Origin of the sequence: Paenibacillus mangrovi (genome assembly GCF_022898935.1) — a bacterium.
Lineage (GTDB): Bacteria > Bacillota > Bacilli > Paenibacillales > Paenibacillaceae > Paenibacillus_AQ > Paenibacillus_AQ mangrovi.
The window spans coordinates 520,680-537,716 of sequence record NZ_JALIRP010000003.1; the positions used below are offsets into that span (position 1 = coordinate 520,680).

The 17,037-nt window shown below is 48.2% G+C and carries 13 protein-coding genes and 1 pseudogene; 3 read left to right on the plus strand and 11 right to left on the minus strand.

The genetic code is table 11. From position 1 onward, the window contains the following. Positions 1 to 26: 26 nt before the first annotated feature. The 5 genes from MUG84_RS10430 to MUG84_RS10450 form a co-directional block, all read right to left on the minus strand. Positions 27 to 977 carry an MTP-1 family protein gene (locus MUG84_RS10430; RefSeq protein ID WP_244724823.1) on the minus strand — a complete coding sequence of 317 codons (951 nt, stop codon included), beginning with the start codon at positions 975 to 977 and terminating at the stop codon, positions 27 to 29. 51 nt (positions 978 to 1,028) lie between these two features. Next, positions 1,029 to 2,687 carry an alpha-glucosidase gene (locus MUG84_RS10435; RefSeq protein WP_244724824.1) on the minus strand — a complete coding sequence of 553 codons (1,659 nt, stop codon included), beginning with the start codon at positions 2,685 to 2,687 and terminating at the stop codon, positions 1,029 to 1,031. Between the two features lie 80 nt (positions 2,688 to 2,767). Next, the gene (locus MUG84_RS10440) at positions 2,768 to 3,604 is read right to left on the minus strand and encodes a carbohydrate ABC transporter permease (RefSeq protein ID WP_244724825.1); all 837 of its coding nucleotides are present in this window, start codon (positions 3,602 to 3,604) and stop codon (positions 2,768 to 2,770) included. Beyond that, positions 3,591 to 4,466, minus strand: a complete 876-nt coding sequence (locus MUG84_RS10445) for a carbohydrate ABC transporter permease (protein ID WP_244724830.1) — start codon at positions 4,464 to 4,466, stop codon at positions 3,591 to 3,593. The genes MUG84_RS10440 and MUG84_RS10445 overlap by 14 nt, the downstream gene beginning before the upstream one ends. A gap of 17 nt (positions 4,467 to 4,483) precedes the next feature. Continuing rightward, entirely contained in the window at positions 4,484 to 5,803 is a 1,320-nt protein-coding gene (locus tag MUG84_RS10450) for an ABC transporter substrate-binding protein (protein ID WP_244724832.1), read from the minus strand. Positions 5,804 to 6,116: 313 nt separating this feature from the next. Between MUG84_RS10450 and MUG84_RS10455 the strand changes: the two genes are divergently transcribed. After that, positions 6,117 to 7,136 (plus strand): LacI family DNA-binding transcriptional regulator, encoded by a 1,020-nt coding sequence (locus MUG84_RS10455; protein ID WP_244724834.1) that lies wholly within the window; start codon positions 6,117 to 6,119, stop codon positions 7,134 to 7,136. 131 nt (positions 7,137 to 7,267) lie between these two features. On the opposite strand, the gene MUG84_RS10460 is transcribed toward MUG84_RS10455, so the two are convergent. The 5 genes from MUG84_RS10460 to MUG84_RS10480 all read right to left on the minus strand — a co-directional run bounded on the left by MUG84_RS10460 (position 7,268) and on the right by MUG84_RS10480 (position 13,782). Further along, positions 7,268 to 8,257 (minus strand): SPFH domain-containing protein, encoded by a 990-nt coding sequence (locus MUG84_RS10460; protein ID WP_244724836.1) that lies wholly within the window; start codon positions 8,255 to 8,257, stop codon positions 7,268 to 7,270. 21 nt (positions 8,258 to 8,278) lie between these two features. Further along, positions 8,279 to 9,067, minus strand: a complete 789-nt coding sequence (locus MUG84_RS10465) for a TPM domain-containing protein (protein ID WP_244724838.1) — start codon at positions 9,065 to 9,067, stop codon at positions 8,279 to 8,281. Continuing rightward, positions 9,064 to 10,095 carry a TFIIB-type zinc ribbon-containing protein gene (locus MUG84_RS10470; protein ID WP_244724840.1) on the minus strand — a complete coding sequence of 344 codons (1,032 nt, stop codon included), beginning with the start codon at positions 10,093 to 10,095 and terminating at the stop codon, positions 9,064 to 9,066. Before MUG84_RS10470 ends, MUG84_RS10465 begins: the two co-directional genes overlap by 4 nt. A gap of 25 nt (positions 10,096 to 10,120) precedes the next feature. Then, complete coding sequence (locus MUG84_RS10475) at positions 10,121 to 10,756, minus strand: PspA/IM30 family protein (protein WP_244724843.1); 636 nt, start codon at positions 10,754 to 10,756, stop codon at positions 10,121 to 10,123. Positions 10,757 to 10,995: 239 nt separating this feature from the next. Beyond that, entirely contained in the window at positions 10,996 to 13,782 is a 2,787-nt protein-coding gene (locus MUG84_RS10480) for a glycoside hydrolase family 3 C-terminal domain-containing protein (protein ID WP_244724846.1), read from the minus strand. 293 nt (positions 13,783 to 14,075) lie between these two features. On the opposite strand from MUG84_RS10480, the gene MUG84_RS10485 reads away from it, so the two are divergent. Next, positions 14,076 to 15,062: a glycoside hydrolase family protein gene (locus tag MUG84_RS10485; RefSeq protein WP_244724848.1), complete on the plus strand. Its 987-nt coding sequence runs from the start codon at positions 14,076 to 14,078 to the stop codon at positions 15,060 to 15,062. 80 nt (positions 15,063 to 15,142) lie between these two features. Continuing rightward, on the plus strand, positions 15,143 to 16,630 hold the full coding sequence (locus MUG84_RS10490; RefSeq protein ID WP_483310666.1) for an arylsulfatase: 1,488 nt from the start codon (positions 15,143 to 15,145) through the stop codon (positions 16,628 to 16,630). A gap of 309 nt (positions 16,631 to 16,939) precedes the next feature. Here MUG84_RS10490 and MUG84_RS27630 read toward each other — a convergent pair. Then, positions 16,940 to 17,032: pseudogene (locus tag MUG84_RS27630) on the minus strand (ArsB/NhaD family transporter); the annotation flags it as partial. Positions 17,033 to 17,037 lie beyond the last annotated feature (5 nt).

Genomic DNA, 17,037 nt, shown 5'->3' on the forward strand with positions numbered 1-17,037 from the left:
ATCAAGCTCCTTGGATGTATAAACTATTATGATTCAAATCTCGCAAAAGGATCGAGTATAGTGAGGCGCTGCGCTTCCGCATCGCTTATTCCCGCATAAAGAACAGCTGTACCGCCCGCCTGACGTACAAGCCCGCCGCTGAACACGACGTCCTGAAGGTCGTCACGCTTCGCCGGCCCCGGCTGGAAGTCGTCGCGGATGGCAATCAGCTCCATATCGGAAATATTGCCCGTGCTTGGGTCGAGTACAAAAATCATCGGATAATAATGCCGGTCGCCGGCCTCATCGAAACATGCCGTATGCCCGAGCACCCCGATCAGGCCGTTCTTCAGCACATGGGCTTCATTGGCTCCTCCCCATTCTTCAGGGATGAATTGGCCCTTAAACAGCGGTGCTTCCTCAATATGCTGAACGGAAAGCTCATCGAGGGATGCAGCGCGATAATATCCAATTTGGCCGCGTCCTCCCTTTTCACCCTGTGGACGTGTAAACACGCCGATACCGCCATCAGGCAGCTCAACCAGCCGCAGATCCTTCATGCCGTCCGGGCCCGTGAAGAAAAGCTTCAGATCGGCAATCTTTTCGCCCCGGTAAAAGGCGGTACGCCACATCAGGGCGCCTTCCTGCTCCGGATGAGGGAAAATCTGTACGCCTCCCACAATCAGCTCGCCGCCGATACGGGTATGGAACGGATCCTGAAGCACCAGAACCGGCGCTCCTTCCCGCGGAATCCACTTTCCGTCTCTTTCCACGAAGAAAACGACTTCCGAGTGTTCGCTGTCGCGGGACTCCACTCTGCCGGCAATCACGGCTTCACCTTCATCCTCAAACGGAGCGGTGATGTTGTATACATCCTTTTGGCCAACGCCATCAAAGATCAGCTTCTCCGCTGCAACGGGAGATTTGCCGGCACGGCTGACTAAATACTGTTCCAGAAGCACATTACAAGTTTTTACGTCGGTTTTTTTCAGGTTCAACACGTTTATCCCCCTAAAAAAGCAATGATTTGCTCTTAATAAAATCTTCCGTTATTCGCATACCCAGATTGCGGCCTCTAAAGGATAAACAACCGATGGATTTCGGTCATTCTCCCTGGCTTCTTCCGCACTTGTCAGCAACAACCGGTACTTCCCGGATTCGGTTTCCGGCAGGATCGGGGAAGCAGGATTGCTTCCGAAATTGATAGATACAAATACTTTTTCCGTTTCCGACTGAAGCGTATAGCCAATCCATTCGCCATCCTGCCGCATCATGGTGTAATCCCCTGCATGCAGTGCAGAATGATCCCGACGGAGCTTAATGAGGGACCGGTAAAATTCGAATAACGATCCGTTTTGCCCCCGCTGGTTCTCTACATGCACGTTCCGGAAGGAGGCGCTGAGTGGAATCCAAGACTCCCGTTCCGAAAATCCGGCATAAGTCGAAGCGTCCCACTGCATAGGCGTTCGGGAATGATCGCGGCTTTTTAATATCGCCGCCTCAAAGGCTTCGGTATCGGATAACCCTGATTCTTTGGCTATCTGGTAAGCCGTCAGCCCCTGAATATCCCTCATCTCGCGGATATCCTCCGGAATGAAATCCCGGATTCCGATCTCATCACCGTAATAAATGAAAGGAACTCCCTTGACCGTCAGCATGAAAGTGGCGATCAGCTTGGCACGGCGTACATCGGCCTCTTCTTCCCCTGTGGAAAATCTTGAAATATGGCGCGGCATATCATGACTGCCGAAGAACAACGTCGGCAGTTGGTCATTTCCGTGCAGTTTCTCCATGTTTTCTATTTCCTGAAACAAAATCTCAGCATCTATCTTCTTGCGGCTGCCCAGATTGAAATTAAAGACAACGTCGAGCAGGCCGCCTCCGCTGAATTTTCGGAGAATCTCCATATCCTCGGACCCTACTTCACCGACCATAAATGCATCCTTGTTTTGAGACCGGACAAAATCGCACAGTTCTCGGATCGTCTCCAGAATTCCCTCCTGATTTTGATCATAGAGGTGCTCCTGCTCGCCGGAGTCGCTGGACGGATTATCTGGAAAAGTTCCGGATACCTTCAAGAAATTGATCACATCAAGCCGGAAGCCGTCGATGCCGCGGTTCAGCCAGAACGCCATGACATCCTTCATCGCCTGCCGAACTTCAGGATGAGCCCAATTCAAATCGACCTGTTCCTTGGCAAAAGCGTGGTAATAATACTGCCCTGTCTTCTCATCCCATTCCCATGCTGTTCCACCGAAGAACGATTCCCAATTGTTCGGCTTATTTCCGCTTACGGCATCTTTCCAAATGTACCAATCCCGCTTCGGACTAGTCCGGGATGAACGGGATTCGATAAACCATGGATGCTCAGAGGACGTGTGATTCAGCACCAGATCGGCAATAATTTTAATTCCGCGCTGATGCGCTTCACGGACAAATTGGTCAAAATCATCAAGTGTTCCGTAATCCGGATCCACCCCGTAATAATCGGAAATATCATAACCGTTATCTACCCGGGGGGAAGGGTAAAACGGCGTAAGCCATATCCCCCCGATTCCGAGTTCCTGCAAATAATCAAGCTTCGAGGTGAGTCCCCGGAAATCCCCGGTTCCATCCCCGTTCCCGTCACAGAAGCTCGGCATATAAATCTCATAAAATACGGTGTTTCTCCATAAGCGTAGTCCGTCCTGCATTTCCCGCTCTTCCATGTCATTCAACTCGCTTTCTTAGGCATAAATAGCTACTTCTTCGAGCTATTTCCAGCGCTATTTATGCATAGCAAAACCGCTTATTTCAAGCTGACCTGCATGCCCTTCTGGAAGTTCTTGCCGAAAATGATAAATATGATGATGATCGGCACCGTCAGCAGCACCGAGCCTGCATACAGCGGACCTGGGTACGTTCCGTAAGGACCAAACATTTGCGAGAGCAGGACATTGAGCGTCAGCATATTATCGCTGCTGACCATGATCATATCCCATAGCAGCTCCGTCCACCGTTCCATCAGCAGGAACAGGAACACGACAGTTGTGATGGACTTGGACATTGGCAACATGATTTTGTACAGGATTTTAAAATCACTGGCCCCGTCCAGCCTAGCCGCTTCGATAAATACCGTAGGAACCGCCTTGAAGAAGTTGGTATACATGAAAATCGCCCACAGACTGACGCCTTTTGGAATAATCAGCGCCCAGTATGAGTCATACCAGCCCAGCTTTTGAACGATCAGAAAGCTTGGGATCAGCAAAATAATCGATGGAAAGAACATATGAAACATGATAAAGTTGTTGACCGTGTCTCTCCCGCGCCATTTCAACTTAGAGAGGGCATAAGCGACCATGACCCCGAAGGCCATCATCAGGAAGGTCGAAAGAAGCGACACGATGACGCTGTTCAGAAAAGCGTTAATCCACGGACGGGTGATCCCCGAATCTCCTCCTGTAAACAGCCAGGTATACGATTTAAGCGAATAATCCGTTGGTATCAATTTCTTGTCCACCTGGGACCAATCCGCAAATGAATTCAGCACCATGTATAAATACGGGTACACCATAACCAGCAGAAGAATGCCGGCGATTACGTATCGGATTATCAGCTTGTTGTTGCTGCGTTTAGTTCCAACCATTTCGCGCACCCCACTTTTCTAGCAGTTTCCGGATAATGAAGATCGATACAAAGGTAGCGAACGCTGCGAGCAGTGCAACTGCCGACGCGTAACCAGCCTGCAGATTTTTAAATGCCTGGGTGTAGATTTCCATTTGCCATGTGTTTGTTGCATAATTCGGTCCGCCGCCAGTCAGCTGGTATACCTCGGTGAAAATACCGAAGGTTACACCGAAGGCCAAGATCAGCGTTGTATATATCGAAGGATACAGGAGCGGAAGCGTAATTTTCCAAAAGCGCTGGCGACCGGTTACACCATCGATGGCCGCAGCTTCGTAAACTTCATGATCTATACTTTCCAATCCGGACGTTAGAATCAACGCATAGTATCCGGTAAATTTCCAAGCCATAATTAATCCGACAATCAGAAGTGCCGACCAAGCTGTTCCAAGCCAGTCGATATTAATTCCAATACTACGCAGCGCTGTGTTTACAGGGCTGTTATAGGATAATAAACCTTTTACAATCAGCGACGAAACGACGCCAGAAGATAAATATGGTAGAAAAAAGCCAATCAAAAATACACTTTTAAACCGTGGCAGGCTGTGCACTAGAAGCGCAACCACCAGCGACATCACAATCACGAGCGGAATGAATACCACCATGAATTTGTAAGTTACCCAGAAGGCCGCATGAACCCCGGGCGATTTTAGCGCTTTTGCAAAATTGTCAAAGCCAACATAGTCATACGTAGGGGCGATAAGATCCCAGTTCGTAAAAGCTAAATAAAATGAATAGATTAATGGAAGTAGGAAAAATACGATGGAATAAATAAGGTAGGGGCTGGCAAAAAGCCAACCCAAGCGGTTATTATTTTCTTTCATTTAGAAGACCCCCACTATTATTGAAGTTCCCCTTCAATCGCTTTCTTCATGTTTGCCCAGCCGGTAACAGGATCAATTTCCCCACGAACGACTTTATTCCATGCTTCTTGTCCAATAATGGTTTGCAGATCGTTATATTTCGGATTATCCATTGGCGGAATCGCGTTTGGTACATTTTCCGCGTATGGCTTCAATTGCGGGTTTTTGTCCAGGATTTCTTTAAATGCTTCGTTGGTAGTCAAGTCATCACGAGCAGGTGGCAGCATTGTTTGTTGGAACCACTCAGCATCGTGTTTAGCATCGGAATATACCCACTTGACGAAATCCATTGCAGCTTTCTGTTGTTCTTTTGTAGCGGACGCGTAAATTACCAGACCTTTTGTATCAGCGAATGTTTTGGAATCTTTAGGGTCAACATCATCTGGTACTGGAGGCATGCTAAGCGTATAGTTTTGGTTGTATTTCATTTCTGGGTATTTTTCAGCCCAGTTCGTAAATGTCCAAGGTCCCAAATCGATAAACAAGCTTGTTCCTGTTTCGAACGGATCTGTAACGTTTTGAGCCAGAATACCCTTGTCTTTGCGAAGATCATCGACAAATTTCAGCGTTTCTACACCCGCTTTGTCATCACCCACAAATTTGTCGCCTTCAATGAATTTGTTACCGCCAGATGCTGCATCGTACAGCATGAAGAAGTCAAACCATCTTTTCCAAGCGGTTGGGTCTGCCAAATCGGCTTTAGCCCAGGAGTATTTATCCGGATACTTCGCTTTCAGCTTTTTATTGACTTCAAGCACTTCGCTGTATGTTTTTGGAGGCTCGGTATAGCCAAGGTCTTTAAGCAGATCAAGGCGCCAGCCAAACAGCATCGCATTGGAGTAAATCGGCAGCACGTATTGATGGCCGTCAGCAAATTTCCATGGCTCGATCGTATCTTTCATGTTCCGGCTGGTCACGATATCGTTAAAGCCGTCCAGCGTATCCAGTGGAACGAGTGCTTTACTGTTAGCCAATTGAGCAGCGAAGCCGCGGTTGATATTTTCTGAAATCGTCGGAGCGCTTCCCCCCGCAATCGCCGCCTGAATACTAGCTTCGGAGCTTGGGGATTCCTTGATTACACTGACATTGACTTTGACTTTAGGATTTACCTGTTCATAGTCCTTAGCCATTTTCTCCCAAAACGCTTGCTGCGTCGGGTTCGAAGCCGCCCAAAACTCAATGGTCGTTACTCCATCTTGTGTTGGTGTTGCGCTTTCTTTTTTGGAACCACAGCCTGCAAGCACGGTGGAGAACGCTAGCACAAGAGCCATAAGCCCAAGAATTTTTTTTCTCTTCAAAATCGTCGACCTCCTCAAAATGTTGTCTCGAGTGATTGAAATAAATATTTCTGACCCACAAGTCATCTTTTCTGTAACGTTACAAAATGTAATTATTATAATGTTGTAAGCGCTTGTGTAACCTTATTATTTAACATTACAAACATCTTGTCAATACTATTTTGTTCGTGAGATAATGTTTTTATAAAAAGGTACTTTACTTGTGATTCTTGTAACGTTACAATTTACTGTAATGTAAGTGAGAAGCAAGCTTTCTATATTTTTCTAGAAACGGACCGAATTTATGCAGGCCAATAAAGATAGAGGTGTACATATGAAAGACAAAGTAACGATGCAGGATATTGCGGAGCGGCTCAATATATCTAAAAATTCAGTATCCCAAGCCTTGTCGGGGAAAGACGGGGTTAGCGAGGAAACGCGGAAAATCATTCTCGAGACAGCTCATCAAATGGGATATGTCTATTCGCCAAGCCGGAAGAAGCGGGCTTCCGAAGCTGAGCTAACAGGCACAATCGCCCTGATCGCTTCGGATTTTGCTTTTTCAATGAAAAGCTTTTTCGGGGAAATTTATTTGAGTATTGAGCGCGAGACCGTGAGAAGAGGGGGCAACCTGATCATCCAGTCGATCAGCAAACAGGCGGCCGAAAAACGGAGCCTCCCTACTTTTTTGCAAAATCAAACCGTGGACGGCGTTTTGGTCCTGTCTCACATCACTACTGACTATATCAACACCATTACAGGAACCGGCGTGCCAACCGTCCTGATCGACCATCACCATCCTTCTATCCATGCGGATTGTATTCTGACGAATAACCGCTTTAGCGCTTATGAAGTCATTCGCCACTTGGCAGAACTCGGCCACCGGAAAATCGGTATTTTTTCCAATACGTCATTTTCACCGAGTTATTATGAACGCTGGGAAGGCTTTGTGCTTGCGATGAATGATTTCGGACTGGAGATTAACGACTCCTGGGTCATCAAGGATGCCAAAGAAGAAGCGACGTATATGCTCGAGAAAATAAAATCGATCGAGGAGCTGCCAACGGCGTGGTTTTGCGTCAATGACGGGCTTGGCTTTATACTGAATTCGGTTTTGCAGCAGTTGGGATACCGCGTGCCGGAAGATGTATCCGTTGTTAGCTTCGATAACGGGTACTTATCCCAAGTGTCCACGCCGCAGATTACAACGATGGATGTGGATTTGAAGCTGTATGGACGAAAAGCGGTTGAGCAGCTGTTCTGGCGGATCAATCATCCCGACGAGCCGTTAACAGAGATGCTTCTTCCTACCAAACTGGTGAAGAGAGAATCCAGTGGTCCTGCTCCACAATAACGAAAAATACCTTATCATACTTGGCAGTGAATGAAATCGAGTAGGTAGGACTATGAGATGACATAGAAAAACCAGTCCTTCAGTTGATAGGACTGGTTTGGTTTAACCAATACGATTGAGACCGCATTCGATCAGCTTAACTTCTGACCGCAATTTGGACAGAAATTCGCCCCTTCGTTCTTTGCACCGCAGTTCGGGCAAAAGTTAAGCTTTTTCCCGCCCCCAGAACCGGCAGAACCCGCAGATTCTGCCTCATTCTGAGCTGCAGGCTTTTGATTCTGGTTCATATTTTTCATCATTTCGCTTGCCATGTTCATGCCCATCATCATGCCCGCCATATCCGAGGCTGCGCCGCCGCCCTGCAATTTGCCGGAAGCCATCGCATCGGTGATGCTTACCTGCTGATATTTCTGCAAGTTGCCGATCATTTCATGGGAAGCCGTCTTCGTGATCATATCCTGAATTTCCTTAGGATAATTGAAGCTCATCACCTGGAAGCCTGTAATCGTCATGCCGTGGCCCATGACTTCCATATCGAGATCCTCACGAATGCCTTTGGCAATTTCAAAAGCATTCGCCTGCAGATTGAACATATCTTTCCCTTCTCTGCTAATCCACTTCATGAGCAGCTGATCGAGCACCGAAGTAATGCGGAGTTTGACATCATCCACGAGATAACTGTCTTTCATTCCAGCAATTTTATCGATGAGCGTAACGTAATCATTCACTTTAAAATTGAACGTACCATTGGCGCGGATCGGCATGCCGCCCGGCAGCTGCGGCGTTGGAATCAGCACGGGATTCTGCGTTCCCCATCTAACCGTAAACTCTTTCGTGTTCACGAATAGAACTTCCACCCTCATACCGCTGTTGAAGCCGAATTTAAATCCTTTGAGCGTGGAGAGGAACGGAATAATATCCGAGTCGATGCTGTACTCCCCTTCTTCCTCAAAAATCCCTTCAATTTTTCCGTTATTCACGAAAATCGCATCTTGTCCGGAACGAATGATTAATTTACTTCCTTTTTTGATCTCCCGGTTGCTCCACTTCCAAAAGATCATATCGTCTCTGAATTCTTCCCATTCCACGACATTCGAAAATTGGTTTTTGAAAAATCCCATATTGATATCCCTTCCCTTCCGTTAAAATGATCCTCTGCTTCCGCTGTGCGAATGGCCGCCACTGGTGGTTCCGCCGCCTCCCGAGCCGCTGCTCGTGTTCTTTTCGATTTTCCGTCTCGTCGTTGTTGTTCGAATATACCGGTCCTGATGGTCCAGAATCCCCGAAGTGCTGGTATCCTCGTAGGTCCACCCGTTTACCGTAACCCGGCCACCAGAGCGGTAAGCCATGATGCCGACGACGATCACACCAATAACCGCGGCTCCTCCCAATTGAAACCAGATATTGAACATTATATTATCCGGGTTCACTCCGGGTTTAAAGCCCATATATTTATACGTCGTTTTTATATACTGCTCGAAGGCAAGCTTGTAATCACCATTCGATAAATCCGGAGTGATCTTGTTCCGTATTTTATTCAGTCTGCCGTCATCCAGGTACTGTTCTCCTTTATAAAACCCGGCCAGATACGTTTCCCGATGGTACATGTCCAGCGTTAAAATAACGGCATTGCCATGAGGTTTATCGTACCCGGGCGCTTGCTCGTCATAAAAATTCTCCGTCATTTTCTGGACATCGGCACCTTCAGGGTTAGTGGAAGTAAGAATCATAATATCCGTTTCTCTTTTGGCCCCGTATTCGTTGGCCATGGCATTCAGTTCCCTGTATTCTTCCTGGCTGAGCAGATGGGCGTTGTCGAAGATTAGCTGTTTGTCATCCGCGGCATTGACCACTTGGGCGGGTAAGACGAGATTAACAGCGAACATGACCAGAAGGGCCAGCACAGCCATGGTAGAGCGATGCTTTTTCACAAAAATCCTCCCCCCATCATCCATGAGATCAGCTTCAATGACAGGAGAGAAACGCCGAAAACACCTGCGAACCATGCCGCCACCTTCGCCTTACTGATTGGAGGCTTGCCTACAACCTTGCCCGTCTGTCCGTTCATGGCGAACGTATAATCAGATTTGTGGAAGTCATAGTTGATCATCCATACCGGGAACAAGCAATATTTCGCTTGTTTTGGTGTTGTATCAATTTGCTTATCGGTGTAACTGACAGAGGTATATCCTGACACGGTTGACGCAATATATGAATCAATATATTCCCTAATTTTATCCTTCACCCGCGGGAAAAGCGCCTTATCGTCAAAGCTGTATTTTTCCGCAATGTAACCGGCAAGATAAGGCGTTTTGAATTCTTTCAGATGTTCATAAGGAAAAGGCTCCAATTTATCCATCAGCGCATCATTCATTTTCTCGGATGCATCAATCGGCACCTTCACATAGTTCAAGCGGATCTTCCGGTATACGTCAAAATGCTGTGTTTCCGTGTATTCATAGTCACCGCTCGTGTATATTCTTACTTTCGTAGCATGGGCATGAACCTCAACTTGGTTATTTAAATCGTACAGCCAGAAAGGGACATAGATCCCGGTCATACCCTTGATCCGATCCGCTGTCATGAATCCGCTTGGCGTTAGCAGGCCATTTCTGCACCATTTCTTGAAAGCCTTCATCGCCTCTTCCTTGCTTACCGAAAAAGGAATGACCATCGCTGGAGCTAGACTCCCGGTTAGCCGGTCGCTGAGAATAACAGCGGAACCGCAAAAGCTGCAGGTCGTTGCGCTCGTCTCGGGATCAGTCATAATGACGGCTCCGCAGCTTGTACAATGATACTCCCGAGCCTCATCTTCTGAGAATACCTGCTGTTTTAGAGGATCGGGGATTTGTTCAATATTGTCTTTTCTTCCGCAGCTGGGGCAGGATAACGTTTCTGTTTCACTGTCAAAAACCATGCCGCTGCCGCAGCTCTGACATTTGTATTCGATAACCGGCATCTGCTCACCTCAATTAGAAATGAAGTTAATCCTGCTCTTTGTTCGAATCCTTCTCGAGCTGCGCAATCAGCTCATCCAGATCGTCCTCATTCTTTCCTGCTCTAAGTTCGGCCAAAGCCTCCGCCTCATTCAAGGCCTGGTTTACTCTTTCTTCCATCGCAGAGAATGAGGAAGAAACTTTTCCCGAAGAAGAGCTTCCCGAATTGAGGCTCTGCTGCATCTTCGCAAAGGTCATCTTGCCTTTAAGCCCCAGACGCCGTGCTTCCAGCTGTCCGATGTCCGATACAAGCTTATCCTGCATCTGTTTCATGGTTGCAGCGTTCGAGGATGCCTGGTCGTAAGCCGCTTGTAATTCGCTGAGCTTTCCGGCCAGCTGCGCCTTTCTCTCCAGGAACTTCCTTGCATCGTCCTCATTCCCCGCTTCGACCGACTTCTCGGCATAACGCATCAGCTTCTTAATCTCGGCACTGCATTCATCCAATGCTGTTTTCGCTCGGCGCTCATTTGTGAGCAGCGAGGCTGTTTCCGCCTTTACCTTTCCCAGGTCACTGTTCAAGCTCCGCATATATTCATCAATAGTCTTCTCAGGATCCTCCGCTCGCTCCATTAACGAGTTAATATTGACCTTCATAACATCCTTAAACCTCGATAAGATTCCCATGATGAGCTGCCTCCTCGAAAGTTACTTTTACCCTATAATACATGAATTTCTGGGGAAAGGTTTCAATTACGAAACTTCGTCGATTCCATACCACAATAATACATCAGAACCAGGAAAAAGGGTGGATGTTTTATGTATTTATTGACCTATACTCCTTCTGCGATCCTGTCACCAGAGTCATTAAAAAATGAAAAACCCCGACTTTAGTAAGTCAGGGTTCTACAAAAACATATCTATATCTACACTCGTTTAAATTCAATCCACTCGATCTGTAGGCCCGGTTTCACGAAATCCAGCTTCAGCTCATAAAGACCTGCTTCCAGTCCGATTTTTACCAGCCTCTGCTTAATCCATCTTCCATCTGTACCGTTCGTTTGAATGGTCGTCAGCGGCTGATCGTTCATCGTCACGTTGCAGGCGCTTTGCGCAAGCTCCGGTTCCGGAGACATGATGCGCACAATGATCCGGTATTCGCCGGCCTGATCCACCTTCACGACCGTTGATCCGGCTGCGACAGGCTTCACCTGCGTGTCATCGGACAAAACTTGCGCTTGCCCTGGCGAGAGAGAAGGATTGGCTGTAAACGCGGCAACCGCTTCTTCGATCACAGGCTTTCTGGAGAATACAGGAGCGTGCATGATAAATTCGCAAATATTAATGGCGCTGCGCTGCAGTTCACCGCGGGTCAGCGTACCATTTTCCAGGGATTCCAACGTATTGTCGTCCCACGCATTGGTTTCCGCGCCGTAGTTCATGACTACCATGTACAGGTCGTTTTGCGCACGGACCATCCAGTTTGTATATTTCCGATCGGCAGGGCCTCCATTTACCACATCGTTCATAACAGCCCACCAGTCCGTCATCACGATACCTTTGAAGCCCCACTCCCCGCGAAGAATCGTAGTGTTCAAATCATAGTTCGAAGCCGCCCAATGTCCGTTCACCGGATTATAGGAGGTCATGATCGAATTGGCTCCGCCTTGTTTTACCGCGATCTCGAAGCCTTTCAAATAAATCTCCCGCAAGGCGCGTTCGGATACGACGGCATTGACTTTGCTGCGATGCTTTTCCTGATTATTGCAGGCGAAATGCTTCAGCGTCGCATTGGAGCCGCCTTTCATGATCCCGCGCGTGCATGCAGTTGCGAACTCTCCGGAAATCAGCGGATCTTCGGAAAAATACTCAAAATTGCGTCCATTGAGCGGACTGCGGCGAATATTAAGCCCCGGTCCAAGCAGGGTATCGATATGGTAGCCGAGCAGTTCCTGGCCTTCCAGGACATACAGCTCTTCGACCAGTTCCGTATTCCACGTAGCTGCAAGCAAAGTTCCGATGGCAACCTGCGTCGCCTTCTGCCCAGTATCCATCCGGATGCCAGACGGGCCGTCAGACGTACAAGCAACCGGAATGCCGTAATGGAGCAGGCTGTCGCTGACCCCGCCAAAAGCTGAAGCCGTACCCGGTGTGACGAGCGGACTGCTCATGCCCTCTCCTCTGACGATGACCGCCAGATCCTGGTCGCTGAGCTGCGCAATAAAGGTCTCCATGCTGACTTTTCCCTCATGCACGTCCTTTAATTTGTAGCCCTGATCGCCGGTTTGCTCCAAAGCCCGTGGCAGATTTTTTTCAATGCGATCCGCCATGGAAATTTGGCGCGTTGGCACTTCGGCATAGGTCAATTCATAGGAGCCATCCGCTTTTCGTGTGCCTGGCTTCATTCTCGTAAAGCTTTCCGTTGGCGCCATGGCCTCCTGCAGCTGCTCCACGACCTTGAGATCGTTCACTACATAACCGTTCTGTCCTTCGACGCCGATTTCCGCCAGACTTTTGACACTGTTTCCTGCAAATAAACGGTACGTCCCGGCTTCCAGTACATATGCGGAAGGATATCCCGTCACGCCTGCGTCATCATAAGAAGCCATGGCATGAACAGGGAAGCTCACGGTCAGATGCTGGGATTCACCTGGCTGCAGTTCCTTGGTCTTACCGAATGCTGCCAAAGCTCTAGCTGGCTTGCCCAGCTTACCTTGCGGCGCTTCGACATAGACCTGAACGACCTCTTTTCCTGCGAAGGTAGTTCCGATATTTTTTACGGTTACGCCAATTTCAAGGTACTCTTCTCCGTCTTTGGTTATCCGTTTGGCTTCCTCAGGCTTGATGCTGAACTCGGTATAAGACAAGCCGTAACCAAATCCGAACTGCACCTGCTCCGGACAGAATGTCTCGAAATAGCGATACCCTACGTAGATATCTTCCTCATATAAGTTGCTAAACTCATTGCCGTAATTGCGGGTCGACGGATAATCTTCAATGGAATAAGCGATCGTATCCGTTAGTTTGCCGCTCGGTGTTACCTCTCCCGCCAGAACGTCGGCAATCGCATTGCCGCCTTCCATGCCGCCATGCCAAGCGTAGATGACGCAAGGAATCGGGTGCACGCAGCCTTCATCGTTCAACCAGCTCATATCGATAATGTTGGACACATTCAGCACAACGATCGTTTGCTCGAAATGAGCTGTCACCTGCTTCAGCATCGCTTTTTCTTCGTCCGTCAGCAGATAGCTGCCTGGCTTGCTCGCGTTATCCTGATCTTCTCCCGCCGTACGGCCGATCACTATGATCGCCTTGGAGGAGATTTTTCTGGCTTCGGCCACCAGCTCATCGGTCAGAGGCATTTCCTTTTGATGCCAAGGCTCAGCTGCCCAGCCACCTCCGCCATTGTCGAAAGGATTTTGTTCAATCCACTTTTCATATACAACCGCCAGCTCTTCGTTGACGTTAATGTTCTTTTTGCTCCGCAGACCATCCAGCAGATTGGTTGTATGCGTAACATGGACGCTGCCCCCCGATCCTGTACCGCTGCGATAATAATTCACCTGCGTCCGGCCAAAAACTGAAACGTTTTCGGAATTGCGAATAGGTAACACATGTCCTTCATTTTTTAACAGTACGGCGCCTTCTGCGGCTACTTTTCTACTGAATTCAGGAAAACCTTCTAATGGAGCTCCATATTTCTGTGTACTCAAGTGGGATCCCTCCTGTTTTGTTCACTCTGTAAAATGTGGTGACATCTAAATATACATTACTTTATTTCTAGCTCGTATCATAGTAAATTTTTGCACAGAAAGTTTATTATTATTTAATTCTTTCTATCATTATTCACATCGACTATATTATGATCATGGAGAGTTACTAAAAAAGAATTTTAAACTCCCTCAATTACAGGAGATGCAATGTAACGAGAACGGGGATGAATCTAAGCATGCGCTCTACGTTTTATGACAAACTGCTCCCAGCGATTACAGAAGGGGGCTTCAGGATGAAGGATTATTGGGTGTGGTGCGGCTCAGTGATCCGCGGGGAAGATGGCCGGTATCATATGTTTGCATCACGTTGGTCCAAGAAACTGCCCTTTACGCCTCATTGGGCTACCAATTCCGAAATCGTCAGAGCCGTAGCGGATCGTCCGGAAGGGCCCTATACGTTCGCAGAGGTTGTACTACCTCCCCGCGGCAGCGAATATTGGGATGGCCGGGTCACTCACAATCCTACGATTCATCGTGTAAACGGCATGTATTTGCTGTTCTACATGGGAACAACATATGAGGAAGATATGCCAAGCCCCGAACACAATCCGATTCAGGCGGGCAGTACACTTGATCACCCGATCTCTGCTAAAGCAAGAGCCAGGCAGCGTATTGGCCTTGCAACATCCAAGTCGGTGTTCGGTCCATGGGAGCGCAGTGATGAGCCCATACTCTCTCCAATGCCCGGCAAATGGGACAGTCTGATGACGACGAATCCGGCTCCTTGTATACATCCGGATGGGAGCGTCCTCCTGATCTATAAAGCAGTAGGATCTCAGCATGACTTACTTCGGTTAGGTGTTGCGAAGGCTCCCCATTATAAGGGCCCATATGAAAGATTGTGCGAGGAACCTATTTTTAGATTCGACGAAACAAACGACCATATTGAAGATGGTTATGTATGGTGGTCACAAGAAGCGCGCCGATACGAGATGATTATGAAGGATATGAATGGCGGGATATGCGGGGAAAAACATGCGGGCATTCATGCTTACTCTGAAGATGGTGCCGTATGGCATATATTCGAAGAACCGCTTGCATACTCCCGCAAAGTTCGATGGGATAACGGATCCGAAACCATTCAAGGCAATTTAGAACGTCCGCAGCTGCTCACCCAGGACGGACGCCCAACTCATCTATTTGCAGCTACGTCCAATTCACCCGAGGGCTTCGCGAAAGCCACAGATACCTGGAACATGGTCATTCCACTTAAAGAATAGCGTCCGAAAATTTACTCTTCCCATTTTTCATTCAATATGCAACGATATGGTCAATGATAATCGATAGGAGAGTGAATGTAGTGGAGCAGCAGAAATCACAGAAGCAACCGAATATTCTGCTTATTACAGTCGACCAGATGCGATTCGATTGCTTGAGCATTGCAGGACATCCGATCGTTGAAACACCGAATCTGGATGAACTCGCTTTGCGGGGCGTTCGCTTTGACCGCGCTTATTCAGCTACACCAAGCTGCGTGCCTGCGCGAGCAGCGCTGCTGACGGGGCAAAGCCAGCGCCTGAATGGACGCGTAGGCTATCAAGACCGAGTACCTTGGAACTATAGCGCAACACTTCCGGGCGAGCTGGCAAAGGCAGGGTATCATACGCAATGTGTCGGCAAAATGCATACATACCCGGCACGCAATCTGCTAGGCTTCCATAACATTGTACTTCATGATGGATACCTCCATCACAACCGCAACAAGCACAGCATTCCGGTGCAGGAGCATTATGATGAGGTTGACGATTATGTGCAATGGCTGCGCGAGCGGGTACCGGATGCTGACATGCTAGATCTTGGTTTGGACTGTAATGCCTCCACTGTCGCTCGACCTTGGCATCTTCCCGAGAAGCTGCATCCGACGAACTGGACGGTTACACAATCGATTGATTTCTTGCGGCGCCGCGACCCGAGCAAGCCATTCTTTCTGATGATGTCATTTGTACGGCCGCATCCTCCGTTTGATCCGCCACAGGCTTATCTCGATCTGTATGAGGACTTGGATATTCCAGATCCTGTTGTCGGTGATTGGGCACAGACCGAGTTTCCTGGACAACAAGGGCTGTTATCCACCACATCCGAAGGGATTGTTCCTACTCGCCGCTTGAAAAAGGCCATGGCTGCTTATTACGCGCTGATCACCCATATCGATCATCAAATTGGGCGGTTCTTGCAGGTGCTAAGCGAATACGGCGAACGCGAAAATACGATTATTCTGTTTACATCTGATCATGGTGAATTGCTGGGCGATCATCATTTGTTCCGTAAGACACTCCCATACGAGGGAAGCGCCAGAGTGCCATTTATCGTCAATGATGCAGGAAATCATCTTGGCCTAAGCCGTGGAACCGTGTGTAATGAAGTCGTCGAAATGCGCGATATCATGCCGTCCCTCTTGGAAGCTGCAGGTGTTGCTATTCCAGATACAGTAGATGGCGATAGCGTGTGGAAGCTTGCGCAAAAGAGTACGCTTGAGAATCCTTCAGCATGGCGCAATTATTTGCACGGTGAGCATTCCAGTGGAAATAACTCAAACCACTGGATTACCAATGGCAAGGAAAAATACATCTGGTTCTCGCAAACCGGCAAAGAACAATATTTCGATTTGATCAATGATCCGCACGAGCTTCATAACGCCGCCGATGATGAGGATCAGCAAGAGCGTATTAGCTACTGGCGCTCCGTTCTGATCCACGAATTAGAAGGCCGTGAGGAAGGTTATTCAGATGGTCAGCGACTCATCGTAGGCTGCAGGCCGGTATCCGTTTTGTCTCATGTTTATTCTTAAGAAAAACGTCTATCGACGTACTTTCATAGAAGACAGACCGCGTTTAGATGTAACGGATGCTGGAACATCCATGTTCATGCAATAGATTGCCTTCAAAGGTAGTCGGCTGTTTTGAGCAGAAGATGACCCCCTGGCTTGCAAGCTCAAGGGAGGTCATCTTCGTTAATTACTTCCTCGGTCGTACGAACTTCTCAATCCTTGCCTCGCTGGCGTCGTGCACTTCACGGAACTTAAGCACGCCAACACAACGGCAATAACCGCAGTCATCACCTACACGGCGTTAAGATTCGCCGTGTGGATTACATGGAGTCATAGGTATAATCCGGTCAAGGAGATGAAAAGCATGGGCATCGTGAGCACGATACCGGTCTTGAAATATTGGCCCCACGTGATTTTCACCTCCCTTT